The organism is Caballeronia catudaia, from assembly GCF_001544755.2.
In the GTDB taxonomy this organism is placed as follows: Bacteria; Pseudomonadota; Gammaproteobacteria; order Burkholderiales; family Burkholderiaceae; genus Caballeronia; species Caballeronia catudaia.
On record NZ_FCOF02000006.1, the window covers coordinates 131210 to 153264 of the forward strand.

General features: G+C 64.6%; 22 protein-coding genes, 1 tRNA gene and 1 pseudogene. 11 read left to right on the forward strand and 13 right to left on the reverse strand.

The genetic code is table 11. The features are described 5' to 3' along the window. Positions 1–145 precede the first annotated feature (145 nt). From AWB75_RS08820 to AWB75_RS08845, 6 genes are all read left to right on the forward strand, one after another. Complete coding sequence (locus AWB75_RS08820; protein ID WP_087086539.1) at positions 146–1066, forward strand: branched-chain amino acid transaminase; 921 nt, start codon at positions 146–148, stop codon at positions 1064–1066. 66 nt (positions 1067–1132) lie between these two features. Then, a complete protein-coding gene (locus tag AWB75_RS08825; RefSeq protein WP_008351333.1) occupies positions 1133–1330 on the forward strand; it encodes a zinc-finger domain-containing protein in 198 nt (65 codons plus the stop codon). Positions 1331–1459: 129 nt separating this feature from the next. Continuing rightward, entirely contained in the window at positions 1460–2533 is a 1074-nt protein-coding gene (waaF, locus tag AWB75_RS08830) for a lipopolysaccharide heptosyltransferase II (protein ID WP_061123703.1), read from the forward strand. 209 nt (positions 2534–2742) lie between these two features. Then, entirely contained in the window at positions 2743–3189 is a 447-nt protein-coding gene (locus tag AWB75_RS08835) for a nuclear transport factor 2 family protein (RefSeq protein ID WP_061123704.1), read from the forward strand. 49 nt (positions 3190–3238) lie between these two features. Then, a complete protein-coding gene (locus AWB75_RS08840) occupies positions 3239–4312 on the forward strand; it encodes a YheT family hydrolase (RefSeq protein WP_061123705.1) in 1074 nt (357 codons plus the stop codon). Positions 4313–4318: 6 nt separating this feature from the next. Next, complete coding sequence (locus AWB75_RS08845) at positions 4319–4909, forward strand: DUF2946 family protein (RefSeq protein WP_061123706.1); 591 nt, start codon at positions 4319–4321, stop codon at positions 4907–4909. On the opposite strand, the gene AWB75_RS08850 is transcribed toward AWB75_RS08845, so the two are convergent. Further along, entirely contained in the window at positions 4906–6882 is a 1977-nt protein-coding gene (locus tag AWB75_RS08850; protein ID WP_061123707.1) for a M48 family metalloprotease, read from the reverse strand. The two genes, AWB75_RS08845 and AWB75_RS08850, sit on opposite strands and share 4 nt — an antisense overlap. A 176-nt stretch (positions 6883–7058) precedes the next feature. On the opposite strand from AWB75_RS08850, the gene moaC reads away from it, so the two are divergent. Next, a complete protein-coding gene (moaC, locus tag AWB75_RS08855) occupies positions 7059–7556 on the forward strand; it encodes a cyclic pyranopterin monophosphate synthase MoaC (RefSeq protein WP_061123708.1) in 498 nt (165 codons plus the stop codon). 15 nt (positions 7557–7571) lie between these two features. Here the strand turns inward: moaC and AWB75_RS08860 are convergent, their stop codons facing one another. From AWB75_RS08860 to AWB75_RS37650, 9 genes are all read right to left on the reverse strand, one after another. Then, the gene (locus AWB75_RS08860) at positions 7572–9377 is read right to left on the reverse strand and encodes a PglL family O-oligosaccharyltransferase (protein WP_061123709.1); all 1806 of its coding nucleotides are present in this window, start codon (positions 9375–9377) and stop codon (positions 7572–7574) included. A gap of 177 nt (positions 9378–9554) precedes the next feature. Beyond that, positions 9555–10145 (reverse strand): pilin, encoded by a 591-nt coding sequence (locus AWB75_RS08865; protein WP_096031689.1) that lies wholly within the window; start codon positions 10143–10145, stop codon positions 9555–9557. A gap of 108 nt (positions 10146–10253) precedes the next feature. Next, positions 10254–10964 carry a TerC family protein gene (locus AWB75_RS08870; RefSeq protein ID WP_061123710.1) on the reverse strand — a complete coding sequence of 237 codons (711 nt, stop codon included), beginning with the start codon at positions 10962–10964 and terminating at the stop codon, positions 10254–10256. Positions 10965–11070: 106 nt separating this feature from the next. After that, the gene (sucD, locus tag AWB75_RS08875) at positions 11071–11952 is read right to left on the reverse strand and encodes a succinate--CoA ligase subunit alpha (RefSeq protein WP_061123711.1); all 882 of its coding nucleotides are present in this window, start codon (positions 11950–11952) and stop codon (positions 11071–11073) included. A 95-nt stretch (positions 11953–12047) separates the two neighbouring features. Further along, complete coding sequence (gene sucC, locus AWB75_RS08880; protein ID WP_014190527.1) at positions 12048–13214, reverse strand: ADP-forming succinate--CoA ligase subunit beta; 1167 nt, start codon at positions 13212–13214, stop codon at positions 12048–12050. A gap of 123 nt (positions 13215–13337) precedes the next feature. Then, positions 13338–13967, reverse strand: coding sequence for a DUF2889 domain-containing protein (locus AWB75_RS08885; protein WP_061123712.1), 630 nt, complete (start codon positions 13965–13967; stop codon positions 13338–13340). Between the two features lie 114 nt (positions 13968–14081). Then, positions 14082–15080: a recombination regulator RecX gene (recX, locus tag AWB75_RS08890; RefSeq protein ID WP_061123713.1), complete on the reverse strand. Its 999-nt coding sequence runs from the start codon at positions 15078–15080 to the stop codon at positions 14082–14084. A gap of 19 nt (positions 15081–15099) precedes the next feature. After that, the gene (gene recA / locus AWB75_RS08895; protein WP_061123714.1) at positions 15100–16170 is read right to left on the reverse strand and encodes a recombinase RecA; all 1071 of its coding nucleotides are present in this window, start codon (positions 16168–16170) and stop codon (positions 15100–15102) included. Positions 16171–16261: 91 nt separating this feature from the next. Continuing rightward, positions 16262–16420 carry a hypothetical protein gene (locus AWB75_RS37650; protein WP_159462774.1) on the reverse strand — a complete coding sequence of 53 codons (159 nt, stop codon included), beginning with the start codon at positions 16418–16420 and terminating at the stop codon, positions 16262–16264. A gap of 34 nt (positions 16421–16454) precedes the next feature. Here AWB75_RS37650 and AWB75_RS08900 point away from each other — a divergent pair, with 34 nt between their 5' ends. From AWB75_RS08900 to AWB75_RS08915, 4 genes are all read left to right on the forward strand, one after another. Further along, a complete protein-coding gene (locus AWB75_RS08900; RefSeq protein WP_061123826.1) occupies positions 16455–17186 on the forward strand; it encodes a response regulator transcription factor in 732 nt (243 codons plus the stop codon). 10 nt (positions 17187–17196) lie between these two features. Continuing rightward, positions 17197–18768, forward strand: a complete 1572-nt coding sequence (locus AWB75_RS08905; protein WP_061123715.1) for a sensor histidine kinase — start codon at positions 17197–17199, stop codon at positions 18766–18768. Between the two features lie 231 nt (positions 18769–18999). Next, positions 19000–20658, forward strand: a complete 1659-nt coding sequence (locus tag AWB75_RS08910) for an MFS transporter (protein WP_061123716.1) — start codon at positions 19000–19002, stop codon at positions 20656–20658. An 89-nt stretch (positions 20659–20747) separates the two neighbouring features. Further along, a tRNA-Met gene (locus tag AWB75_RS08915) sits at positions 20748–20824 on the forward strand. Here the strand turns inward: AWB75_RS08915 and AWB75_RS39425 are convergent. The 3 genes and pseudogenes from AWB75_RS39425 to AWB75_RS39635 all read right to left on the reverse strand — a co-directional run bounded on the left by AWB75_RS39425 (position 20781) and on the right by AWB75_RS39635 (position 22045). Next, positions 20781–21221 carry a hemagglutinin repeat-containing protein gene (locus tag AWB75_RS39425; protein ID WP_087086552.1) on the reverse strand — a complete coding sequence of 147 codons (441 nt, stop codon included), beginning with the start codon at positions 21219–21221 and terminating at the stop codon, positions 20781–20783. The two genes, AWB75_RS08915 and AWB75_RS39425, sit on opposite strands and share 44 nt — an antisense overlap. A gap of 58 nt (positions 21222–21279) precedes the next feature. Then, positions 21280–21540 (reverse strand): annotated as a pseudogene (locus AWB75_RS39630) (hemagglutinin repeat-containing protein); the annotation flags it as partial. Then, the gene (locus AWB75_RS39635; protein ID WP_061123718.1) at positions 21512–22045 is read right to left on the reverse strand and encodes a hypothetical protein; all 534 of its coding nucleotides are present in this window, start codon (positions 22043–22045) and stop codon (positions 21512–21514) included. The pseudogene AWB75_RS39630 and the gene AWB75_RS39635, both read right to left, overlap by 29 nt. Positions 22046–22055 lie beyond the last annotated feature (10 nt).

Below are 22055 nucleotides of genomic sequence, written 5' to 3' on the forward strand. Positions count from 1 at the left end.
CGCCGCCTTTGCGCCTTCGATGCGCGCATTCCCCGGCAGCAGTGCCCACGGGGAAGCCCGCGAAAACGCGGCGCGCGAGCCGCCGCCCGCGCCCCCGCCGGGCGGTCAGCCCGAATCACTTGAACGAGACAGCTAGGAGAACCGTATGTCAATGGCCGACCGCGACGGCAAGATCTGGATGGATGGCAAGCTGATCGACTGGCGTGACGCCAAGATCCACGTTCTGACCCACACGTTGCACTACGGCATGGGCGTTTTCGAAGGCGTGCGCGCGTACAAGACCGCGCGGGGCACGGCGATCTTCCGCCTGAAGGAGCACACGAAGCGCCTTCTGAACTCGGCCAAGATTTTCCAGATGGACGTCCCGTTCGACGCCGCCACGCTCGAAGCCGCGCAACTGGAAGTCGTCAAGGCGAACGAGCTGGAAAGCTGCTACATCCGTCCGATCATCTGGGTCGGCTCGGAGAAGCTCGGCGTCTCGGCCAAGGGCAACACCATTCACGTGGCCATCGCCGCGTGGCCGTGGGGCGCGTATCTCGGTGAAGACGGCCTGGCGAAGGGCATCCGCGTGAAGACGTCGTCGTTCACGCGCCATCACGTGAACGTGTCGATGGTCCGCGCGAAGGCGTCCGGCTGGTACGTGAATTCGATTCTCGCGAACCAGGAAGCTGTCGCCGACGGCTACGACGAAGCCCTCCTGCTGGATGTCGACGGCTACGTCTCCGAAGGCTCCGGCGAAAACTTCTTCCTCGTGAACAACGGCAAGATCTACACGCCGGACCTGGCCTCGTGCCTCGATGGCATCACGCGCGACACCGTCATCACGCTGGCGCGCGACTTCGGCATTCCGGTGATTGAAAAGCGCATCACCCGCGACGAGGTCTACACCTGCGACGAAGCGTTCTTCACCGGCACCGCCGCCGAAGTCACGCCGATCCGCGAGCTCGACAACCGCACCATCGGCTCGGGCGCGCGTGGCCCGATCACGGAAAAGCTGCAAAGCGCGTTCTTCGACGCCGTCGGCGGCAAGAACGAGAAATACGCGAGCTGGCTCGCGAAGGTTTAATCGATCTCATGCGACGCGGCGGGCCGTCGGCTCGCCGTCCGCTGGACATCAGGAAAAGAGAGTGCAATGAGCGACCTGAAGGAAATGCCGCTGGTGGAATTGTCGGCGAAGGACCTGCCCGCCTTCTGCCCGAACCCGAAGATGCAGCGCTGGAGCACGCATCCGCGCGTGTTCATCGACGTGACGCACGGCGAGGCGCGCTGCCCGTATTGCGGCACGCGCTACAAGCTGAAAGACGGCGAAGTGCTCAAGGGCGGTCACTGAAAACCCTACGGGCGCCGGCCGCGCCCTTCCCGTTTGCGCCGCAAGCCAAGGCGCAGATCAGACCCACGACAATCGACGGCTCGCCCCAAGGCGGCGGGCCGCGTTCATTTTGAGATCGGATAACAAAAGATGCGCCGCGCGCTGGTTATAGCACCGAACTGGATCGGTGACGCATTGATGGCGCAGCCGCTCTTCACGCTTTTGCGCAAGCTCCATCCGCGCATCGCGATCGACGCCGTCGCGCCCACCTGGGTCGCGCCCGTGCTCGAACGGATGCCGGAAATCCGCGACGTCTACGCCACCGACCTCGCCCACGGCAAGCTGCAACTGCTGCGCCGCTGGCAGCTCGCGAGCGATTTGCGCGATGTCGGCTACGACGCCGCCTACGTGCTGCCCAACTCCGTGAAATCGGCGCTGATCCCGTGGATGGCGGGCATCAACCTGCGCATCGGGTACAAGGGCGAGAGCCGCTACGGGCTGCTCAACGTGCTGCATGCGAATCCGCCGAAGACCGAGCGTCCGCCGATGACCGCGCACTACGCCGCGCTCGCTTACACACCGGGCGCGAAGCTGCCGTTCGTCGACCGGTTCGCGCAGCCGGAAGCCGCCGCGCAGCCCGACGCGCAGACGCTGCCTGTGCCGCGCCTCGAGTCCGATCCGAACGAAGCCGCGCGTGTGTCGGCGCGCTTCGATCTCGATACGCGCACGCCGCTCGTCGTGTTCTGCCCCGGCGCGGAATACGGCCCGGCCAAGCGCTGGCCGCCGGAACACTTCGCGTCGCTCGCGCAGTTCATCGCGCAGTCGTTTCCGTATGCGCGCATCATCGCGCTCGGCTCGAACAAGGATGCGCCGATCGCGCAGGCCATCGCCGACCGCGCGCCGATGGTGCGCAACCTGTGCGGCCAGACCTCGCTCGGCGAGGCGTGCGCGCTGATTTCGCGGGCGAGCGCGGTCGTCACGAACGATTCGGGCCTGATGCACGTCGCGGCGGCGTCGCGCAGGCCGCTCGTCGCGGTCTACGGCTCGACCGATCCGCGCCACACGCCGCCCTTGTCCGATCTCGCAAAGGTACAATGGCTGCATCTCGAATGTAGTCCGTGCTTTGCCCGCGAGTGTCCGCTCGGTCATCTGAACTGCCTTCGCGAACTCTCGGCCGAACAGGTTTTCGGCGATCTGCGCGGGATGCTGCTCGCGCATCGTTGATGTTGCGTTTGCGCGTCGAATCGCGCGTCCGCATCGTCCTTCGAGCGGCGTTTTCAGGCGGTTTCCAGCCGTGTGTGCGGGTGCGGACACGCGAATGTCTCCGAACGGGGGCATGCTTTGACCAATGACCGATGCAGCGCGCCGTTTCGTCATGCCGCCACGAGCGGCTTCGCCCGGCGCGCGCACCGAATGCCAGAGACCCACGAGCCATGCCACGTTTCGCCCGCCTCTTCGAAGCCGCCGCCGATACTCTCAACGCTTACTATCAGGCAGTCGCGGACAGCAGCATCGACAGTGTGATGTCGTTGTGGATCGACGAGGAGTTCGCCACCTGCATCTGCGCGGACGGCATCCATCTGCATGGGCTGGAGAGCATCCGCGCCGGTCTCGGCAAGCAATTCGAAACGCAGCCCGTGACCATCGAGCCGCTCGATATCCGCGTGTACGACAGCCTCGGCACGGTCGTGTATGCGATCGCGGAGGCGCATCAGCCGGCGCCGTCCACGAGCGCGCCGCGCATGATCTACACGACCTACGTGATGGTCCACGAGCGCGGTGAGTGGCGCATCGCGCATATTCACGCGAGCGAGATGCCGCTGGAAACGGCGGGCCAGTTCGCTGCCAGAATGCGTCACGGTCAGGGACCGCTGCACTGAAGATCAGAAACATCGAAGCATCGAAGAAGACGTTCGTCGGGGAGGGACCATGAAGCGCGATCCGTTGTTGAAACACGATTCGTCGTTCGTGGACAGAGCGCCCGCCGTGGCGCTGAAAGAAGCCGCGCGCGTGCTCGCGCTTGCGGACGCGGAGTGGCTCTATAGCGCACCGCGCTGGCTGCCGACGGCCCACGCGCAGACCATCGTTCCCGCGCTGTTCGGACGCAAGCCCGCCGTGCGTTATCGACGCGAGCGCTGGAATACGCCCGACGGCGATTTCATCGACCTCGATTTTCTTGCGCACGATTCCGCCGACGCGCCTCCCGAGACCGCCCCGCTCTTCGTGCTCTTTCACGGCCTCGAAGGCAACTCCGATTCGCACTACGCCCGCACGATGATGGCCGCCGCGAAAGCGCGCGGCTGGCACGGCGTCGTGCCGCACTTTCGCAGTTGCAGCGGGCCGCTCAATCTGCTGCCGCGCTTCTACCATCTCGCGGACAGCGCCGAAGTCGACTGGATTCTGCGGCGGCTTCGCGAAGCCCATCGCGGGCCGATCGTCGCGGTGGGCGTCTCGCTCGGCGGCAACGTGCTGCTGCACTGGCTGTGCGAGCGCGGCAAGGACGCGTCGATCATCAGCGCGGCCGCGGCCATTTCCGCGCCGCTCGATGTCCACGCGGGCGGCATGGCGATCTCGCAGGGCTTCGGCATGGTCTATACGCGCAGCTTCCTGAAGTCGCTCAAGATGAAGGCGCTCGCGAAGCTCGGCCAGTATCCCGGCCTCTACGACCGCGACGCGGTGCTCGCCGCGCGCACGCTGTACGAATTCGACAACGTCGTCACCGCGCCGCTGCACGGCTTTCGCGATACGAACCATTACTGGTCGACCGCGACGACACGCGCGCATCTGAAGCACATCGAGGTGCCGGCGCTGCTGCTGAACGCCCGCAACGATCCGTTCCTGCCGGAGTTCGCACTGCCGTCGATGGCGGAAGTGTCGGCGCGCGTGACCCTCGATCAGCCGAACCACGGCGGGCACGTCGGCTTCATGACCGGGCCGTTTCCGGGGCGGATCGACTGGCTGTCGCTGCGCGTGTTCGGTTATCTGGAGAACTTCGTTTCGTGAACGACCATGGATGACATCGTCAGGCAAGCGCTCGCCAAATGGCCCAACGTTCCGCATTGCACGGGCTGGCTGCTGCTCGACCGACGCGGCCAATGGCGCCTGCGCGACGACGACGCGCAGGCTGCCGGCGAGCTCGGCGAGCCGATCCGGCATGAAGCGCTGCTGGGCTTCATCAATCGCAATTACGAGTGCGATGCGCAGGGACAGTGGTTCTTTCAGAACGGGCCGCAGCGCGTGTATGTCGAGCTGGTGTACACGCCGTGGATCGTGCGCCTGCATGCGGCGGACGTCGGTGATGGCACGCTGCGCCTGACCGATCAGGCCGGCGCGCCATTCGAACCGGCGCACGCCTGGATCGACGATGAAGGCGGCATCCTCTTTTCCGACGGCGCATCGCCCGCGCGTGTGGCCGCGCTGCACGATCACGATCTCGAACCGTTCGCGGATCACGCCTCGCTCGACGATGCCGGCACAGGCGGCGTCTTTCATTGGCGCGATGGCGTCGATCTGCCCGTGCAGCCGATCGCCCGCGCTCGCGTTGCGGAGCGCTTCGGCTTCGTCGCGAGTCCCGCCACCCGCGCTGCATCGGAAAGCTAGCCGTTTTTCTCCTGGTCGCGCTCTTCCTTGTAGCGCGACTCGAAATCGCGCAGCCGCGCGGCAATCGTCGACAGATCGTAAAAGCTGGCGTTCTTCACGTCGCGCGCTTCCTTGAGCTGGCGGATCGCGGACGGCCACGCGCCGTCGAGTGCGAATTTCTCGGCCATCGCCTGATGCTGCTGCAAGGGGTCGTTGAGCCCCTTGCTCGCCTGCGCGAGATACAGCCACCAGTCCGGCCGCGCCGGTTCTGCGCGCGTTTGGCGGCGCGCGAGCGTCTGCGCTTCGGCGTAGCGACGCGCGGAAAGCAGCGCCTGCAGACGCACGTCGATGGCCGCGTGCGACTCCGGCCAGCGCTTCTGGGCAATCTCGGCGAGACGGATCGCGTCGTCGTTACGGCCCGCGCGGCGCGCGATCTCGGCCGCGAGCACGTCGAGGCTTGGCGTGCTGCGCAGCGGCTGCGGCGTGGCTACGGACGGCGCGGGCGCCGGTTTGTCCTGCGGCGCCGCGCGCCCGTAGACGTGAATCGCCGGAAGGGTGATGTCGCTCGTCGCCGCCGCGCCACCGATGTCGAGCGTCGCGCGCGCGTGGTCGAGCGGCGTCGCGGTCATCGATGCATCGAGACTGCGCGGTGCCGGCGCGGGCGGTTTCGTCGCGAGGACTTCCTTCGGCGATCGCACGCGATCTTCCTGCTGAATCTGCGCCGATGCCGCCGCCGCGCTCGCCTCCTCGCCCTCGAACAAACGGCGTGCTTTCGCGAGGGCATCGCTGGCGGCGTCGTAGTTGCCCATCAGCGATTGCGCGAGCGCGATGCCATACCAGTTCGATGCCGGATTGAGCGCCGTCTGATCCTCGATTTCCGTTTTGAGCCGGCTCGCGACATCGCGATAATCGCTCGCGTAGCTCACCTGCAGCACGCGCGCGCGGGCGCGCACGAACGCGTATTCCGCCGACTGACGCGGCTGCCGGTACGGCACGCGACGCGCGCGGCCTTCCATGTCGGCGATGCGGTCGGTCGTCAGCGGATGCGTGCGAACGTACGGCGGCACGCCGTTGTCGCCCATCGTCGAGCGGTCGAGGCGTTCGAAAAACGCGGTCATGGCGTATGGATCGTAGCCGGCGGCCGCGAGCATCTGGAAGCCGACGCGATCGGCCTCGTGCTCGGCCGCGCGCGAGAAGCGCAGTTGATTGTCGACGGCGAACGCCTGGCCGCCCATCGCGATGCCCATGCCGAGATCGCCGCTGTGCGCCAGCAGCCCCGCGAGCATGCCGGCGAGCATGCCGGCGAGCGCGGCGTAGCCGCTCTTTTCCTGCGTGCCGAGCATCCGGGCGATATGGCGCTGGAGCACGTGCCCCATTTCGTGGCCGATGACCGACGCCAGTTCGGATTCGGTCTGCGTCGCCGCGATCAGCCCCGTATTCACGCCGATGAAGCCGCCCGGCATCGAAAACGCGTTGATCTGGGAATCGCGCACCGCGAAGAGATCGAAGTCCGGCTGATAGCCGCCGAGATACTGCGTGGCCGCCGCCGCGGACAGCTTCGATGAGATCGAGTCGAGATAGTCGCGCAGCAGCCAGTCGTCGAGATAGTCGGGATCGACGCGTACTTCGCGCATCATCCGCTCGCCGAGTTTGCGCTCGGCTTGCGGCGTGAGCGAGCCGCCGGAGCCGTCGCCCAGATCGGGCAGTTGCACGGATGCGAGCGGTGCGCGCAAGCCGGACATCGTGCCGGGACGATTCGCAAAGCGGCTTTCCGCGCCGCCGTAGACGCCGAACACGCCTTCCGCGACATTGCCGGGTACGTCGTTTTTTTCCTGCGATGCGCGCAATTGCGAGGCGGCGAGCGTGCCGGCTCCGCTCACGGCGTTCGATCCGCTGGCGGCGGCCGTGCCTGTCTGCGCCAGCGCGGCGGGCGGCATGGCGAGGACGACGCAAAGGAAGGATACGAGCACGCGGCTCGGACGTGTCGGATGCATGGCGCGGAACTGTCGAGGCGCCGATCGTCGGCTCGAAAATGAGAACGAGCTTATCGTATCAAGTGTTGCGCACGAGGCGTCCCGTCTGCGGCGTGCGTTGAGCGAGACCGTGCGGTTTTACGAAAAACCGCGCGAATTCACGCTGGTATGATAGGCGCCCACTCGAAGGAGACGCTATGTCCGGACTCACTCATTTCGATGCCGCCGGCGAGGCGCACATGGTCGATGTCGGCGCGAAGGGCGAAACGCGGCGGGTTGCCGTTGCGCGTGGCTCGATCGCGATGCTCGAAGGCACGCTCGCGCTGATCCGCGAAGGCCGCGCGAAAAAAGGCGACGTGCTCGGAGTCGCGTGCATCGCGGCGATTCAGGGCGCGAAACGCACCGCCGATCTGATTCCGCTTTGTCATCCGCTGGCGCTCACGCGCGTCGCGGTGGATTTTTCCGTCGACGAAGCCCTGCCCGGTGTGCATTGCGAAGTGCGCGTGGAGACGGTCGGGCGCACGGGTGTCGAGATGGAAGCGCTGACCGCGGTGCAGGTCGGGCTGCTGACCATTTACGACATGTGCAAGGCGGTGGATCGGGGGATGGTCATTACCAATGTGCGGGTGATGGAGAAGCATGGCGGGAAGTCGGGGGACTGGGTGGCGGGCGATCACACACCGCCCGCACCTTGACCGCGTCCCCTCACCTCACTCCTCGTCATCCTCTGCGGCGGGCGACTCGCTTTCCGCCGGCACGCCGTACAGCTTCGCCAGATCCGCTCGGAACGACTGCAGCGGCTTGCCCGCCTCATCGACGAGCTGATAGACGGCCGCAAGCTGTTTCGGCCAGTCATGCAACTGCATCGCAAAGATCTTGAGCCGCGCCATCGTGTCGAGCGCCTCGGCCTTCTGCCCGGCGAGCGCCTGCAGCACGGCATAGCGACGCAACACCGTCTCGCCCGGCAACAATGCAATCGCCTTCCGATGCGCCGCGAGCTTCTCCTCGACATTCTGCGCGTTGATCGGCAAGAGCGTCGCCGCGCCGTACTCCCCCCACGCCGTGAACAGGAACGAAGGATTCTCGCGATACTGCTCCGCCGGCCGCGCGCCATAATAAAGCACTTCGGCGCGGTTGTAATCGCGCATCGTCGGATAAAGCGCCGCGAGCCCGCCGAACACGAGCGCGACATACACGCCATACGACAGCGGCCGCGCGACGAGCCGCAAAGGCCGCGTCTCCAACAGACCGATGATGAACATCGCGGGCATCAAAAAGAACATGTACTGCTGCGGATACTCGACGAGCGCGTGCATCAGCAGCACGCCGAGCAGCGACAGCGCGAAAATGCGCGCCGGCGTCTGCGGCGCGCGCAGCACGCGAATCAGCCACAACACGATGCCCGCCACCAGAATCGCCACACCGAGCGCCCCCGTCTTGGCGAGCAGGTCGATGAAGATGTCGTGCGCGTTGTTCGCGATCTCCACACCGCCCAAATCGCGCACGAGATCGAACTGATAGCGCGGAAACTCGCCCCAGCCGACGCCCAGCAGCGGATGAGTCTTGAACATCGTCCAGCCGTACTTCCAGAGCGCGAGACGCGGCGCGATCTGGTTGGCGTCCTGCATGCGCTCCGCCGCCGATTGCGCGAGACCGAAGTCGTAGCGCACATTCGCCCAGCGCACGGCAGCATTCACGGCGAAAAACAAGATGGCAAGCAGGACCGGGACGATCCACGCTCGCACGTCACGCCGGCCCGGCCCGTCGAAGCCTTCCGATGCGATCGGGCGGCCCAGAACGAAAGCCATCCAGAATCCCGCGACGACGATCACCGCCGTTTGCAGCCACGGCCCGCGCGACACCGTGAGCGCGAGCCCAAGCGAGTACAGCGCCGACAGGATCAGCCACAGCACGACCGGCAGCCGCCGCGTCTGCACGAAATACAACGCGGCGGCCAGCGCGAACGCGATGACCGTCGCGAGATGGTTGGCCTGCGCCATGTTGCCGAAGGGACGCCTTTCGATCATCACGTTGTACGCGACCACGAACGGCGTGAACTTCACTTCGAGATGCAGCAACTGCACGATCTGACAAAAGACCGCGAACAGGCCGCCGACCATCAGCGCGGCGGCACCGACACGCAGCGTCTTCTCCGCAAGGCCCGCGCGCACGAGTCCGAAGCCCGTATGCACCGCGACGAACGACGCCAGCAGGAAGGCGCCGCCAAGCCAGTTCATCGACGGCTGCGCGACCGGCAACAGCACCGTCTGCGCGACGAGCAGCACGGCAAACGCGAGCGGCATCAGCGCGACGACCGGCGATGCGAACTGCACTTTCGGCTCGGATACGCGCACGAGCAGCGCGACTGTCGCGCCGAGCGCCAGATAAAGCGCGAGTGCGCTGTACTCGGCGTAGAAGGTCGGAATCGGATACGTGTGGTTGACGACCGCGAAAGGAAACGTCAACGCAACGCACAGGACGGCAAAGCAGAGAAAACGCGCGTATTGGGAGGGCATGAGGGACTGGGAACGTCGGCAACCGGCGCACTATACAAAACTTTGCCCCGGCTGTCCGGCGAACGGCCGTAATTGCTACGAAATCGCTGCCTTTCGTGCAAAAACGACGCTCGCGAAGGCGCGGCGGCGACGTAATTCCTGCCGCCGCGCTTCCCACACTTCGCACAGTTCGCCCGCTTACGCACGGCACTCCGGCGGAGCCAGATTGGCGGGCAACGTCGGCGCTTGCGCCGGCAGCGGCCCCGCACCCGGCGCGGGCAGCGACGATGCGGTCTTCGCGCCCGCGAAGCACTCCCATGTCACCGATCCCGCCTGCATCGCGCCCCGACTGAGCGCGATGCGCGCGGTCGGCGTATCCGCGTTATCGGGCGTCGACGGCACGAGCACTAGCGTGTTGGATCCGGCCGCCGCTACGCGCGTCGAGTAGGCGATCGTGATTTGTCCCGTGTCGCTGTCGACGTGGATCGACTCGACGTTGCGCGTGCCCGGCGGCGATGCATAGCCGCCCGCGAGATCCGCACCGCTCGCCGCGTTCTCCGCCACCGCGAGCCGCGCCGACGCCGCGAGCGCCATGCCCTCGCCCACGCGGCTGCGCGCCAGATAATCCTGATACGCGGGTATCGCATACGCCGCGACCACGCCGACGATCGCAAGCACGATCATCAGTTCGATCAAGGTGAAGCCTCGCGAAAGCACTGCCTGCGCGCGTCCGAACCACAATGCGCACCGCTCACGCGGCACGCTCACATCACACACCATCGTCGTCATTGCTGCTCCCAGAAAGTCGAAAAGCGCCCGCCGCGCAATGCGGACAGACGCTTCGATCGTATTCAGGGCGCGAGACGAGGGGCAGTCGGCCAGACGGCCTAGGCGCATTCAGCCTGCCGCGCGATTGACATCGGCGAGTGCACGGCGCCTGAGCATCCAGCCAAAGGCGATGACGAACAGCGCGCCCGCGACGTGCGCCGCCCAGTTCGCCAAGTCTGTATTGAGCGCGGGCCAACGGTCGACGAACGGATCGTCGATGATGAGTCCGCCCGCGATCCATCCGAGCAAGCCCGCGCCGAGCAGCACGACGACAGGAAAGCGGTCGAGCAGCCTGAGCACCAGCGTGCTGCCCCACACGATGAGCGGAATGCTCACGATCAGGCCGAAGATCACCAGCGCGAGACGATGCCGCGGGTCCGCAGCCTCCGCCGCACCCGCGATTGCGATCACGTTATCGAGGCTCATCACCGCGTCGGCGATGATGATCGTCTTCACCGCCGCCCAGAGACGGTCCGACGCGTTGATGTGGTGCTCGTCGTGGTCCGGCTGCATCAGCTTCACCCCGATCCACAGGAGCAGCACACCGCCGAGGAACTTGAGGAACGGGACATCGAGCAGCATGACCGCGAAAGCGATCAGCACCACGCGCAACAGGATCGCGCCGAGCGTGCCGAGCACGATGCCGCGCGTGCGCTGCTGGTCGGGCAGATTGCGGCACGCGAGCGCGATCACGACGGCGTTGTCGCCGCCGAGCAGGATGTCGATCACGATGATCTGAACGACCGCGCCCCAATGGAGCGTCGAGAAGAATTCGAGCATGAGGCAAAAATAAAAAAGCGAGGAAGCAACGCTCCCTCGCTTTTTGTCGCTTATACGAAAGGAATCAGTAAGAGTACCAAACCCTCGCGTATTGTGCCCGCGTCGATCAGAGAACCGACTTCAGCAGACGAGCCATTTCCGACGGGTTCTTCGTGACCTTGATGCCGCACGCGTCCATGATTTCGAGCTTGGCGTCAGCCGTGTCCGCGCCGCCCGAGATCAGCGCGCCAGCGTGGCCCATGCGCTTGCCCGGAGGCGCCGTCACGCCCGCGATGAAGCCGACGACCGGCTTCTTCATGTTGTCCTTGATCCAGTAAGCGGCGTTCGCTTCGTCCGGACCGCCGATCTCGCCGATCATGATGACGGCGTCCGTGTCCGGATCGTCGTTGAACATCTGCATCACGTCGATGTGCTTGAGGCCGTTGATCGGATCGCCGCCGATGCCCACCGCCGACGACTGGCCGAGGCCGAGCGCCGACAACTGGCCGACCGCTTCGTACGTCAGCGTGCCCGAACGCGACACGACGCCGATACGGCCTTTCTTGTGGATGTGACCCGGCATGATGCCGATCTTCAGCTCGTCCGGCGTGATCGTGCCGGGGCAGTTCGGTCCGAGCAGCAGCGTCTTGCGGTTTTCGCGGCGCATGCGGTCCTTGATTTCGAGCATGTCGCGAACCGGAATGCCTTCCGTGATGCAGATCGCGAGATCGAGATCGGCCTCGACGGCTTCCCAGATCGCAGCGGCAGCGCCTGCGGGCGGCACGTAGATCACGGAAACGGTCGCGCCGGTTTCGGCCTTCGCTTCCTTGACCGATGCGTAAATGGGAATGCCTTCGAAGTCTTCGCCGGCCTTCTTCGGGTTCACGCCCGCGACGTACGCTTCGCGGCCGTTCGCATACTCGCGGCACGCGCGCGTGTGAAACTGGCCGGTCTTTCCGGTAATGCCCTGCGTGATGACCTTCGTGTCTTTGTTGATCAGAATCGACATGTAGTGACCTCTGTTCGTTTGGCGTCGCTATATGAGTACAGCGCCGCCATTCGTATCTGGTGGAACGCTCTCTTAGGCCAAGCAAGCGAATACGCTTACTTGCCTTCGGCTGCCGCGACGACCTTCTGAGCGGCTTCTTCCATGCTGTCGGCCGAAATGATCGGCAAGCCCGAGTCCGCCAGCATCTTTTTGCCGAGGTCTTCGTTCGTGCCCTTCATGCGCACGACGAGCGGCACCTTCAGGTCCACCGCCTTCGACGCCACGATCACGCCTTCCGCGATCACGTCGCAGCGCATGATGCCGCCGAAGATGTTCACCAGAATCGCCTTCAGGTTCGGATTCTTCAGCATCAGCTTGAACGCTTCGGTCACCTTCTCCGTCGTGGCGCCGCCGCCGACGTCCAGGAAGTTGGCCGGCTCGCCGCCGAACAGCTTGATGGTGTCCATCGTCGCCATTGCGAGGCCCGCGCCGTTCACGAGACAGCCGATGTTGCCGTCGAGCGAGATGTAGGCGAGGTCGAACTTCGACGCTTCGACTTCAGCCGGATCTTCTTCGTCCAGATCGCGGTACGCGACGATTTCCGGATGACGGAACAGCGCGTTCGAATCGAAGTTGAACTTGGCGTCGAGCGCGATGACCTTGCCGTCGCCGGTCACGATCAGCGGGTTGATTTCCGCGAGCGATGCGTCGGTTTCGAAGAACGCCTTGTAGAGACCCTGGAGGATCGCGCGCGCTTGCGGGATCGACGCATCGGGGATGCCGATCTTGCGTGCGAGGTCATCGGCGTCCTTGTCCTGCAGACCCGTCGACGGCTCGACGGCGAACTTGTGCAGCAGTTCCGGCGTCTTTTCCGCGACTTCCTCGATGTCCATGCCGCCTTCGCTCGACGCCATCACGACGATCTTCTGCGAAACGCGGTCGAGCACGAGGCCGACGTACAGTTCCTTCTTGATGTCCGCGCCTTCTTCGATGAGCAGGCGATTCACCTTCTGGCCTTCCGGGCCGGTCTGGTGCGTGACGAGCTGCATGCCGAGGATCTGGTTCGCGTACTCGCGGACCTGCTCGATCGACTTGGCGACCTTCACGCCGCCGCCCTTACCGCGGCCGCCGGCGTGAATCTGCGCCTTGACGACCCAGACCGGGCCGCCCAGCTCTTCCGCGGCCTTGACCGCATCGTCCACCGAGAACACGGGTTTGCCGCGCGGGACCGCGACGCCGAATTTCCGCAGGATTTCCTTACCCTGGTACTCGTGAATCTTCATGCGTGATTCCTTCAGTCTGAGAGTTGGAGTGAACTTCTGTTTGCTTGAACCGCTGATTCTTCGATTCTTTATTCGAATGCCGTGCGTGCGCGCGCGAGCGCTCCTTACGCGCAACGAAGCGGATCATGTCTCCGGCCTGTCTTGTGCCGTTGTTTGGTTGTCTGTCTGATCCGCGGGTGTGTAGCCGAACCAGCGCGGATAGAACTCTTTGACTGCGGGACCATCGAAGCGCAGCGCATGGCAACGGCCGAGCTGAAACGGCGGCTCGTCCTGTGGCGCGCTTGCTTCGTTGGCTTGCTTGAAGGGGTTTCCGTCTTCGATTTTCCAGACGTCGCCGGCGAAGGCCTGGACGGCGGCGGTCGGAAGGACGCCGCACAATTCGGTGAGATGCGTGCAGCCGGCCGTCCCGCGCAACACCTTGTTGGCTTCGCGGCGAAAACTCTGGAGCAGATTGAGGCCGATGAGCTTGCGATACGCGGAATTGGACTCGGCGCACAGACCGCCATAGGGCGACCAGTCGGACGCCGCCTCGACGTCGACGATGGTGAGCTTGCGGTCGATGGTGATGCGCAGCCAGAGTTCATGGATCGGCAGGCCGTGTAGCCGGACACCCGTCGTGAGAGGGAAGTCGCGCGGCTTCTCATCGGTTAGACAGGCTTCGATATCCCAGAGGCCGTCATCACGCTCGAACGCTTCCAGCCGAATCGCGCGACGGTGGCGCAGCTGTCGGGGAGCGGGAGGCGAGAGAGGCATGCTGGAAGTGAGCCGGTACGGGAAAACCGTGGAATTTTAGCATATTGGGTATTTGGAACCGGGCGTGCGCCTGACGAATGGCACGCGCGTGCGGGACTGACGCAAATTCTGCGGTCAGTCGTCGACGAATTCGTCGCTCAAGTCTTCGTCGCCGCCTTTGAGGATCTTGCCGATGGTGCCGCCCGAGAACCCGCGCGCGGCCAGGAAACGCGCCTGCTTGGCCCGCTCGGCGGGCGTTTGGGGCAGCACGCCGTATTTCTTCTCCCAGACCGCCTGTGCGCGTGCGGTTTCGGATTGCGCGAGCTTGTCGGCGGTTTCGCTGATGAGTTCGTCGCCGACGGCGTGGCGCTTCAGTTCGCTGATGATCCTGCCGCCGCCCATGCGCGACGCCCGCCGATGCACGACGCTCTCGACGAAACGCTGGTTCGAGAGCCAGCCTTCGCGCTCGAGGCTGTCGAGCACGTTTTCGAGCAAATCGGCTTCTTCGACGTACGGCCGCAGCTTCCGCGACAGTTCCGCGCGGCTGTATTCGCGACGCGAGAGAAATGCGAGCGCACGCCCTTTGAGTGAGCGTTGCGGGCGTTTAGGATTGTTGGCTTCGTTTGCCGGAGTCTTGCGCTTGCGCTGGCTGGAGCGGCTGTAGACCGATTCATCCGATGCGGCCGGCGCGGCCGCAATGGGCGCGCATTGCTCGAAAGGCTCGAAGGGATCGGCATCTTCGAATGGGTCCGAGAGGGGAACGTGATCCGGCTGGATGACGCTGTTCGTTCGCGCGACGACGTTCGAAGCACGCTCGGCCTTCGGCTGCTCGGCCGCCTGTTTCAACAAGGCACGCGCCTGCTCGAGACGCGCCGTTCGATCGCTCGGGTCGGCTTGCTCCTCGATGCGGCTTGCCTTGGCTTCGGCATCCGCATCGGCAGGCTCAAAAACGCGACGCGCCGACGCGAATGACTTCGCGTCGGCGCGCTTCTTACTACTCCGCCCAAATCCGCCCTGCTTCGACGATGCACCACGCCGCTCGCTGCTTCGTTCGTAGCGATCGGCAGATTCGGAACTGTCGCCAGTTCCTTCATCCGCCGTAGCGGCTTTCGATCGGGACCGGCGACTAAGCATCGTCCTTCAGACTCGACGCTTACTCGCCGTCGGCCGTTGCGGCGCCCGCGACGACCGCCTCGCCCATTGCGGCCACACCGAGCGATTCGCGAATCTTGTTCTCGATCTCGCGTGCGATGTCCGGATTTTCGCGCAGGAATTCGCGCGCGTTGTCCTTGCCCTGACCGATGCGATCGCCGTTGTAGCTGTACCAGGCGCCCGCTTTGTCGACCAGCTTGGCCTGCACGCCCAGATCGATGATTTCGCCCTGACGCGAGATGCCTTCGCCGTAAAGGATGTCGAAGATGGCTTCGCGGAACGGCGGCGACACCTTGTTCTTCACGACCTTCACGCGCGTCTCGTTGCCGATGACTTCATCGTTCTTCTTGATCGAACCGATGCGGCGGATATCCAGACGCACCGACGAGTAGAACTTCAGCGCGTTACCGCCCGTGGTGGTTTCCGGGTTGCCGAACATGACGCCGATCTTCATGCGGATCTGGTTGATGAAGATGACGAGACAGTTCGTGCGTTTGATCGAGCCGGTGAGCTTGCGCAGCGCCTGCGACATCAGACGCGCTTGCAGACCAGGCAGCGAGTCGCCCATTTCGCCTTCGATTTCCGCCTTCGGCACGAGCGCCGCGACCGAGTCGATCACGATCATGTCGATGGAGCCGGAGCGCACCAGCGCGTCCGTGATTTCCAGCGCCTGCTCGCCCGTGTCCGGCTGCGAGATCAGCAGTTCCTGCACGTTCACGCCGAGCTTGCTCGCGTATTGCACGTCGAGCGCGTGTTCCGCGTCGATGAACGCCGCGGTGCCGCCGAGCTTCTGCATCTCCGCGATCACTTGCAGCGTGAGCGTGGTCTTGCCCGACGACTCGGGACCGTAGATTTCCACGACCCGGCCGCGCGGCAAGCCGCCGACGCCGAGCGCGATGTCCAGTCCGAGCGAGCCGGTGGACACCACTTGAATGTCTTCGACCGCCTCACCCGCGCCGAGCCGCATGATCGACCCTTTGCCGAATTGCTTTTCGATCTGCGAGAGCGCGGCGGCCAGGGCCTTGCTCTTCTCCGCAGTCATTCCAGCCGGGCCTTTCTTGCTTTCTTCCATGAATCGTCCTTTGCTATGATGAACGGCGTCTGAGGCAGTGTTCACGGGCTTTTCGACTGCTCATTGAGCTTCTCGAAAGCCGCCTTTACACTCACGCAGACACTGTATAAAAAAACAGTAGTTTTTGCAAGCTGTGTATGGCGTGGCGCTGCTTTTTTTCCACGTCGCGCGAGCCGCGCAAAAACCACGAAACACCTGGAGACCGCCGCGCCGGGCGACGAACGGTGCCGGCAATGCCGATGCGCTTCATCGCGCATGCATGGCGTACAAAGGCGCACACGACGATGCGAATCCTCATTGCCGAAGACGACAGCATACTCGCGGACGGTCTCGTCCGATCACTCCGCCAATCGGGATACGCCGTTGACCATGTGAAGCATGGCGTCGAGGCGGACACCGCGCTTTCCTTGCAAACTTTCGACCTGCTGATCCTCGATCTCGGCCTGCCCCTCATGCCCGGTCTCGAAGTATTGCGACGTCTGCGCGCACGCAACTCGCAGATGCCCGTGCTGATCCTCACCGCCGCCGACAGCGTCGACGAACGCGTGAAAGGCCTCGACCTCGGCGCCGACGATTACATGGCCAAGCCCTTCGCGCTCAACGAGCTCGAAGCGCGCGTGCGAGCGCTGACGCGGCGCGGCGCGGGCGGCGGGCCGACCGTCGTGAAGCACGGCTCGCTCTCCTTCGATCAGGTCGGGCGGATAGCTACGATCGGCGATCAGGTCATCGATCTCTCCGCGCGCGAGCTCGGCGTGCTCGAAGTGCTGTTACAGAGAACCGGCCGGCTCGTGTCGAAGGAACAGCTCGTCAATCACCTGTGCGAATGGGGCGAGGAAGTCAGCAACAACGCGATCGAAGTCTACGTGCATCGGCTGAGGAAGAAGATCGAGCCGAGCGGCGCGAAGATCATCACGGTACGCGGTCTGGGTTACACGCTCGAGAAGGCCGTGGCGCCGACGAACGGCGCGAATGGCACGGGTGCGCATCCGTCCGGCGAAACCGCCAGCCATCATTAAGTGAAGCCGCATGGCGTCGCACGCAACCACGGAATCTCATCGAAAGACGGAAGCGAACGCCGATTCCGACGCCGAACGCGACGCGCGCTACGCCAATCCCTTCGCGCCGCCCGACGAGCTCGAGCCCGACGACGAAGCGCATCCGCGCTCGCTCTTCGGCGAAATTCTCGACTGGATGCTCGCGCCGCTGCTTCTTCTCTGGCCGATGAGTATCGCGGTGACGTATCTGGTCGCGAAGTCGATCGCGAACGGGCCGTTCGATCGCGCGCTCGAAGCCGATGCCTACGTGCTCGCGCGCCAGATCCAGCCGGTCAACGGCGTCGCGGAACTGCGTCTGCCCGACGCGACGCGCGATTTCCTGCGCGCCGATAACGTCGATCGCGTGTTCTTTCAGGTGCTCGGCACGCGCGGCGAGCTTGTCGGCGGCGACCGCGACATGCCGCTGCCGCACGACGACGACCGGCCGCAGCCGGGCATCGTCGAATTTCGCGACGATGTGCTGCGCGGCAACGATATCCGCGTCGCGTACACGACCGTCGATCTGCCCGGCCTCGCGCCCGGACGCGATCCCGGCAACGCGCAGCCGGTGCTCGTGCAGGTCGCCGAGACGCTCGACAAGCGCAGCCAGCTCGCCAACGACATCATCAAGGGCGTGATCCTGCCGCAGTTCGTGATCCTGCCGCTCGCGATCATTCTCGTGTGGTTCGGGCTGTCGCGCGGGCTCGCGCCGCTGCATGCGTTGCAGTCGAACATCCGCGCGCGCCGTCCCGACGATCTCTCTCCGCTCGAAGCGGACCGCGCGCCGCCGGAGATCGCGCCGCTCGTCGCGTCGTTCAACGATCTGCTGACGCGCCTCGAACAGAACATGGAGTTTCAGAAGCGCTTCATCGCCGATGCCGCGCATCAGATGAAGACGCCGCTCGCGGGCCTGCGCATGCAGGCGGAACTGGCGATGCGCCAGGATGTATCGACGGAAGTGCAGCGCTCGCTCGAACAGATCGCGACGAGTTCCGAGCACGCGGCGCGGCTCGTCACGCAATTGCTCGCGCTCGCGCGCGCGGAGAATCGCGCGACGGGGCAGATCTTTTCGCGCATCGAACTGACGACGCTTGCGCGGCTCGCCGTGCGCGACTGGGTGCAGGCCGCGCTCGCGAAGCGCATGGACCTGGGCTACGAAGAGCCGCCGTTTCCGGTCGACGTGGAAGGCAATGTGGTGATGCTGCGCGAGATGCTGTCGAATTTGATCGACAACGCGATCCGCTACACGCCCGCCGGCGGGCGCATCACCGTGCGCGTGCGGACCGACGACGACGATCTCGACCTCGTTCATCTCGAAGTGGAAGATACCGGTCCCGGTATTCCGGCGGCGGAGCGCGGACGCGTGGTCGAGCGCTTCTATCGCATTCTCGGGCGCGAGGGCGACGGCAGCGGCCTGGGACTTGCGATCGTCAAGGAAATCGCTGCGATGCACGGCGGCGCGCTCGCCATCGAGGACCACGTGTATCAGGAGAGTCCGCGTCTGGCCGGAACCCTTGTCCGCGTAAGTCTGCAGCGGGTTTTTCCTGCCCGGGACAAACCCTGAGCGCAAGCGTCGCGCGACTTTCGCCAGCGCGCGCGAAGAACGAACTTAGACGAATTTAAACGATCGTTCGAATCAGTTTTGCCGCAATATCGCGCAGTTCAGGTTTTTCGACATGCCGATGTCCGCCCCGCGACGCGTCAGAACGCCGTAAGTTTTCGTTCCAATAATCCATGCACCGGAGCCGCGTTGCCGCGGACCGTCGTATTCGAAAATCAAATCAGGAGACGATACATGGCTACGGTTGAGGGGCGCGTTTCACACGCACCGATGACGTCGGAGGAGAAGAAAGTCATCTTCGCTTCGTCGCTCGGCACGGTGTTCGAATGGTACGACTTCTATCTGGCGGGCTCGCTCGCGGTATACATCAGCAAGACGTTTTTCTCCGGCGTCAATCCGACGGCCGGCTTCATCTTCACCTTGCTCGGCTTCGCGGCGGGCTTCGCGGTGCGTCCGTTCGGCGCGATCGTGTTCGGGCGGCTCGGCGACATGGTCGGGCGCAAGTACACCTTCCTCGTGACGATCGTGATCATGGGTCTGTCGACGTTCCTGATCGGCTTCTTGCCGGGATACGCGACGATAGGCATCGCGGCGCCGGTCATCTTCATCGCGATGCGTCTCCTGCAAGGCCTCGCGCTCGGCGGCGAGTATGGCGGCGCGGCGACGTATGTCGCGGAGCATGCGCCTTCGAACAAGCGCGGCGCGTGGACGGCATGGATTCAGACGACGGCGACCCTCGGCCTCTTCATCTCTCTGATCGTGATTCTCGCGGTGCGCACGATCCTGGGCGAAGAGCAGTTCGGCGCGTGGGGCTGGCGCGTTCCGTTCCTCGTGTCGATCCTGCTGCTGGCCGTGTCCGTGTGGATCCGGATGAAGCTGCATGAATCGCCGGTGTTCGAGCGCATCAAGGCTGAGGGCAAGACGTCGAAGGCGCCGTTGACGGAAGCGTTCGGCGAATGGAAGAACCTGAAGATCGTGCTGCTCGCGCTCTTCGGCCTGACGGCGGGCCAGGCGGTCGTGTGGTACACGGGCCAGTTCTATTCGCTCTTCTTCCTCACGCAGACGCTCAAGGTCGACGGCACCAGCGCGAACATCATGGTCGCCGTGGCGCTCTTGATCGGCACGCCGTTCTTCGTGTTCTTCGGGTCGCTGTCGGATCGCATCGGGCGCAAGCCGATCATCATGGCGGGCTGTCTGATCGCCGCCTTGAGCTTCTTCCCGCTCTTCAAGGCGCTCGCGCACTATACGAACCCGACGCTCGAAGCCGCGACGCAGAAGTCGCCGATCGTCGTCATCGCCAATCCGGATGAGTGCTCGTTCCAGTTCAATCCGGTGGGCACGTCGAAGTTCACGTCATCGTGCGATATCGCGAAGAGCGCGTTGTCGAAGGCCGGTCTCAACTATGAGAACGTAGCCGCGCCGGCGGGCACGCTCGCGCAGATCAAGGTCGGCGAGACGGTCGTCAATACCTATGACGGCAAAGCCGCCGATGCGAAGGCGCAAGGCGCGACGTTCGACAAGACGCTCGCCGGAACGCTTAAGAGCGCGGGCTATCCGGCGAAGGCCGATCCGGCGCTGATCAACTGGCCGATGGCGATCGTGATCCTGACGATACTCGTGATTTTCGTGACGATGGTGTACGGCCCGATCGCGGCGATGCTCGTCGAGATGTTCCCGGCGCGGATCCGTTATACGTCGATGTCGCTGCCGTATCACATCGGCAACGGCTGGTTCGGAGGCTTCCTGCCAGCGACGGCGTTCGCGATCGTCGCGGCCAAGGGCGATATCTACTCGGGCTTGTGGTATCCGATCGTGATCGCGCTCGCGACGTTTGTGATCGGCATGCTGTTCGTGAAGGATACGAGGAAGTCCAATGTCTATCACGAGGATTGAAGCGGGCCGGAGTTTGACGGGGCTTTTAACAAATCGCGTAGAAGGGGTTGACAGCCGGTTCGACGCTCGCCATAATCTCGTCTCCTTTCGGCGAATTAGCTCAGTCGGTTAGAGCGACGGAATCATAATCCGCAGGTCCGGGGTTCGAGTCCCTGATTCGCCACCAGCTTCAAGAAAAAGCCGCTGTCTCTCAAGGACAGCGGCTTTTTTGCGTCTGATCCCCGCAGATCCTTGCCCGCGGTAATCGACACGTTGCCCTGCACGCTGCCTATCGTGCTGCGCGACTGGCTTTCGGTGACGGCGCTGCCGTCGTAAGAAGCTTTCTGCTCGCTCGAACCGATCGACACGCCAATGCCGCCGCTGCCTGGAATCCCCGACGTCTTCACTTCGTGCTGCCCGACGTCGCGATACTGGCTCTGTGCGGCCGTGATGTTCACGTCGCCGAGTGCTGCGATGGACATGTCGTGGGTCGCCACCACGTCGCTGCCCTGCACCGTGACGTCCTTGCCCGCGATGATCGCGCCCGCGTTGCCGCTGACGAGCTGCCTTTCCCATCGTTCGATTGAGCTTCTGGCTGTCCGTGACTGTCGTCGCCGTCAGATTGCCGCCCGCCACCACCGACACGTCTGCGCCCGCGCTGACCGTCGCGCCCTTGAAGCTCATGTCGTTGCCCGACTGCATCGCCAGAGCGCCGCCCGCGCTGATCCCGCTCGTCTGGTTGAGCGTCGTGTGTGCTTCCCAGTGGTGATCAATGCGCCATTGTCGTTCGTGAGCGAGCCGGTTGCGTTCGCGTTGATTGCGCCGCCCGCGGTCGAGGACGCGGCGGACAGGTTCACATCGCCCGCGGTGGCTGTCAGTCCGAGCGCGGCGCGATCGAGCCATCGGTGTTGACGCCAGCGCCGAGCGTGCCCGTCGAAGTCACGTTCCCGGCGTTGACGGTCGTGTTCTGCTGCGCGGCAAGCGTCCCGCTGTTGGTCAATGCGCCGCCCGCCGTCGCGATCACGTCGTGCTGCGCGTAAGTCACGCCGCTGTTATCGATGCCGCCGGCTGCCCGCGCGCCGATGCTGCCGCGCGCATTGGTCTGGCCCGCGACCACGAGCTGGCCGTTGGACTGGAGCGTCAAGTCGCCGGCCTGCGCCGCGAGCACGCCGCGCGTACTGACACCTACGCCATATTCGTTCGATGCGAGATAGATTCGGTTCGCATACATGCCGCCCAGTGCGCTCACGTCGATGGCGAGCGCGCTCGCAGCGCCGTTGCCTGCGATCGGCGTGGCTGCGAGCGTGTCGTGATCGACCTGGTTCGCACCCGCGATGACGGCGCCCGAACCCGGCGCGGCGACGATCTGCGCCACTGCGAACGTCGAAGCCGTTCCGAGCAACGACATGGCAGCTCAT

Excerpts from the sequence above, each read along its gene's own strand:
- AWB75_RS08820 (WP_087086539.1), top strand. The coding sequence starts at position 146 with ATGTCAATGGCCGACCGCGACGGCAAGATCTGGATGGATGGCAAGCTG.
- AWB75_RS08825 (WP_008351333.1), top strand. The coding sequence starts at position 1,133 with ATGAGCGACCTGAAGGAAATGCCGCTGGTGGAATTGTCGGCGAAGGAC.
- waaF (WP_061123703.1), top strand. The coding sequence starts at position 1,460 with ATGCGCCGCGCGCTGGTTATAGCACCGAACTGGATCGGTGACGCATTG.
- AWB75_RS08835 (WP_061123704.1), top strand. The coding sequence starts at position 2,743 with ATGCCACGTTTCGCCCGCCTCTTCGAAGCCGCCGCCGATACTCTCAAC.
- AWB75_RS08840 (WP_061123705.1), top strand. The coding sequence starts at position 3,239 with ATGAAGCGCGATCCGTTGTTGAAACACGATTCGTCGTTCGTGGACAGA.
- AWB75_RS08845 (WP_061123706.1), top strand. The coding sequence starts at position 4,319 with ATGGATGACATCGTCAGGCAAGCGCTCGCCAAATGGCCCAACGTTCCG.
- AWB75_RS08850 (WP_061123707.1), bottom strand. The coding sequence starts at position 6,882 with ATGCATCCGACACGTCCGAGCCGCGTGCTCGTATCCTTCCTTTGCGTC.
- moaC (WP_061123708.1), top strand. The coding sequence starts at position 7,059 with ATGTCCGGACTCACTCATTTCGATGCCGCCGGCGAGGCGCACATGGTC.
- AWB75_RS08860 (WP_061123709.1), bottom strand. The coding sequence starts at position 9,377 with ATGCCCTCCCAATACGCGCGTTTTCTCTGCTTTGCCGTCCTGTGCGTT.
- AWB75_RS08865 (WP_096031689.1), bottom strand. The coding sequence starts at position 10,145 with ATGACGACGATGGTGTGTGATGTGAGCGTGCCGCGTGAGCGGTGCGCA.
- AWB75_RS08870 (WP_061123710.1), bottom strand. The coding sequence starts at position 10,964 with ATGCTCGAATTCTTCTCGACGCTCCATTGGGGCGCGGTCGTTCAGATC.
- sucD (WP_061123711.1), bottom strand. The coding sequence starts at position 11,952 with ATGTCGATTCTGATCAACAAAGACACGAAGGTCATCACGCAGGGCATT.
- sucC (WP_014190527.1), bottom strand. The coding sequence starts at position 13,214 with ATGAAGATTCACGAGTACCAGGGTAAGGAAATCCTGCGGAAATTCGGC.
- AWB75_RS08885 (WP_061123712.1), bottom strand. The coding sequence starts at position 13,967 with ATGCCTCTCTCGCCTCCCGCTCCCCGACAGCTGCGCCACCGTCGCGCG.
- recX (WP_061123713.1), bottom strand. The coding sequence starts at position 15,080 with ATGCTTAGTCGCCGGTCCCGATCGAAAGCCGCTACGGCGGATGAAGGA.
- recA (WP_061123714.1), bottom strand. The coding sequence starts at position 16,170 with ATGGAAGAAAGCAAGAAAGGCCCGGCTGGAATGACTGCGGAGAAGAGC.
- AWB75_RS37650 (WP_159462774.1), bottom strand. The coding sequence starts at position 16,420 with ATGAAGCGCATCGGCATTGCCGGCACCGTTCGTCGCCCGGCGCGGCGG.
- AWB75_RS08900 (WP_061123826.1), top strand. The coding sequence starts at position 16,455 with ATGCGAATCCTCATTGCCGAAGACGACAGCATACTCGCGGACGGTCTC.
- AWB75_RS08905 (WP_061123715.1), top strand. The coding sequence starts at position 17,197 with ATGGCGTCGCACGCAACCACGGAATCTCATCGAAAGACGGAAGCGAAC.
- AWB75_RS08910 (WP_061123716.1), top strand. The coding sequence starts at position 19,000 with ATGGCTACGGTTGAGGGGCGCGTTTCACACGCACCGATGACGTCGGAG.
- AWB75_RS39635 (WP_061123718.1), bottom strand. The coding sequence starts at position 22,045 with ATGTCGTTGCTCGGAACGGCTTCGACGTTCGCAGTGGCGCAGATCGTC.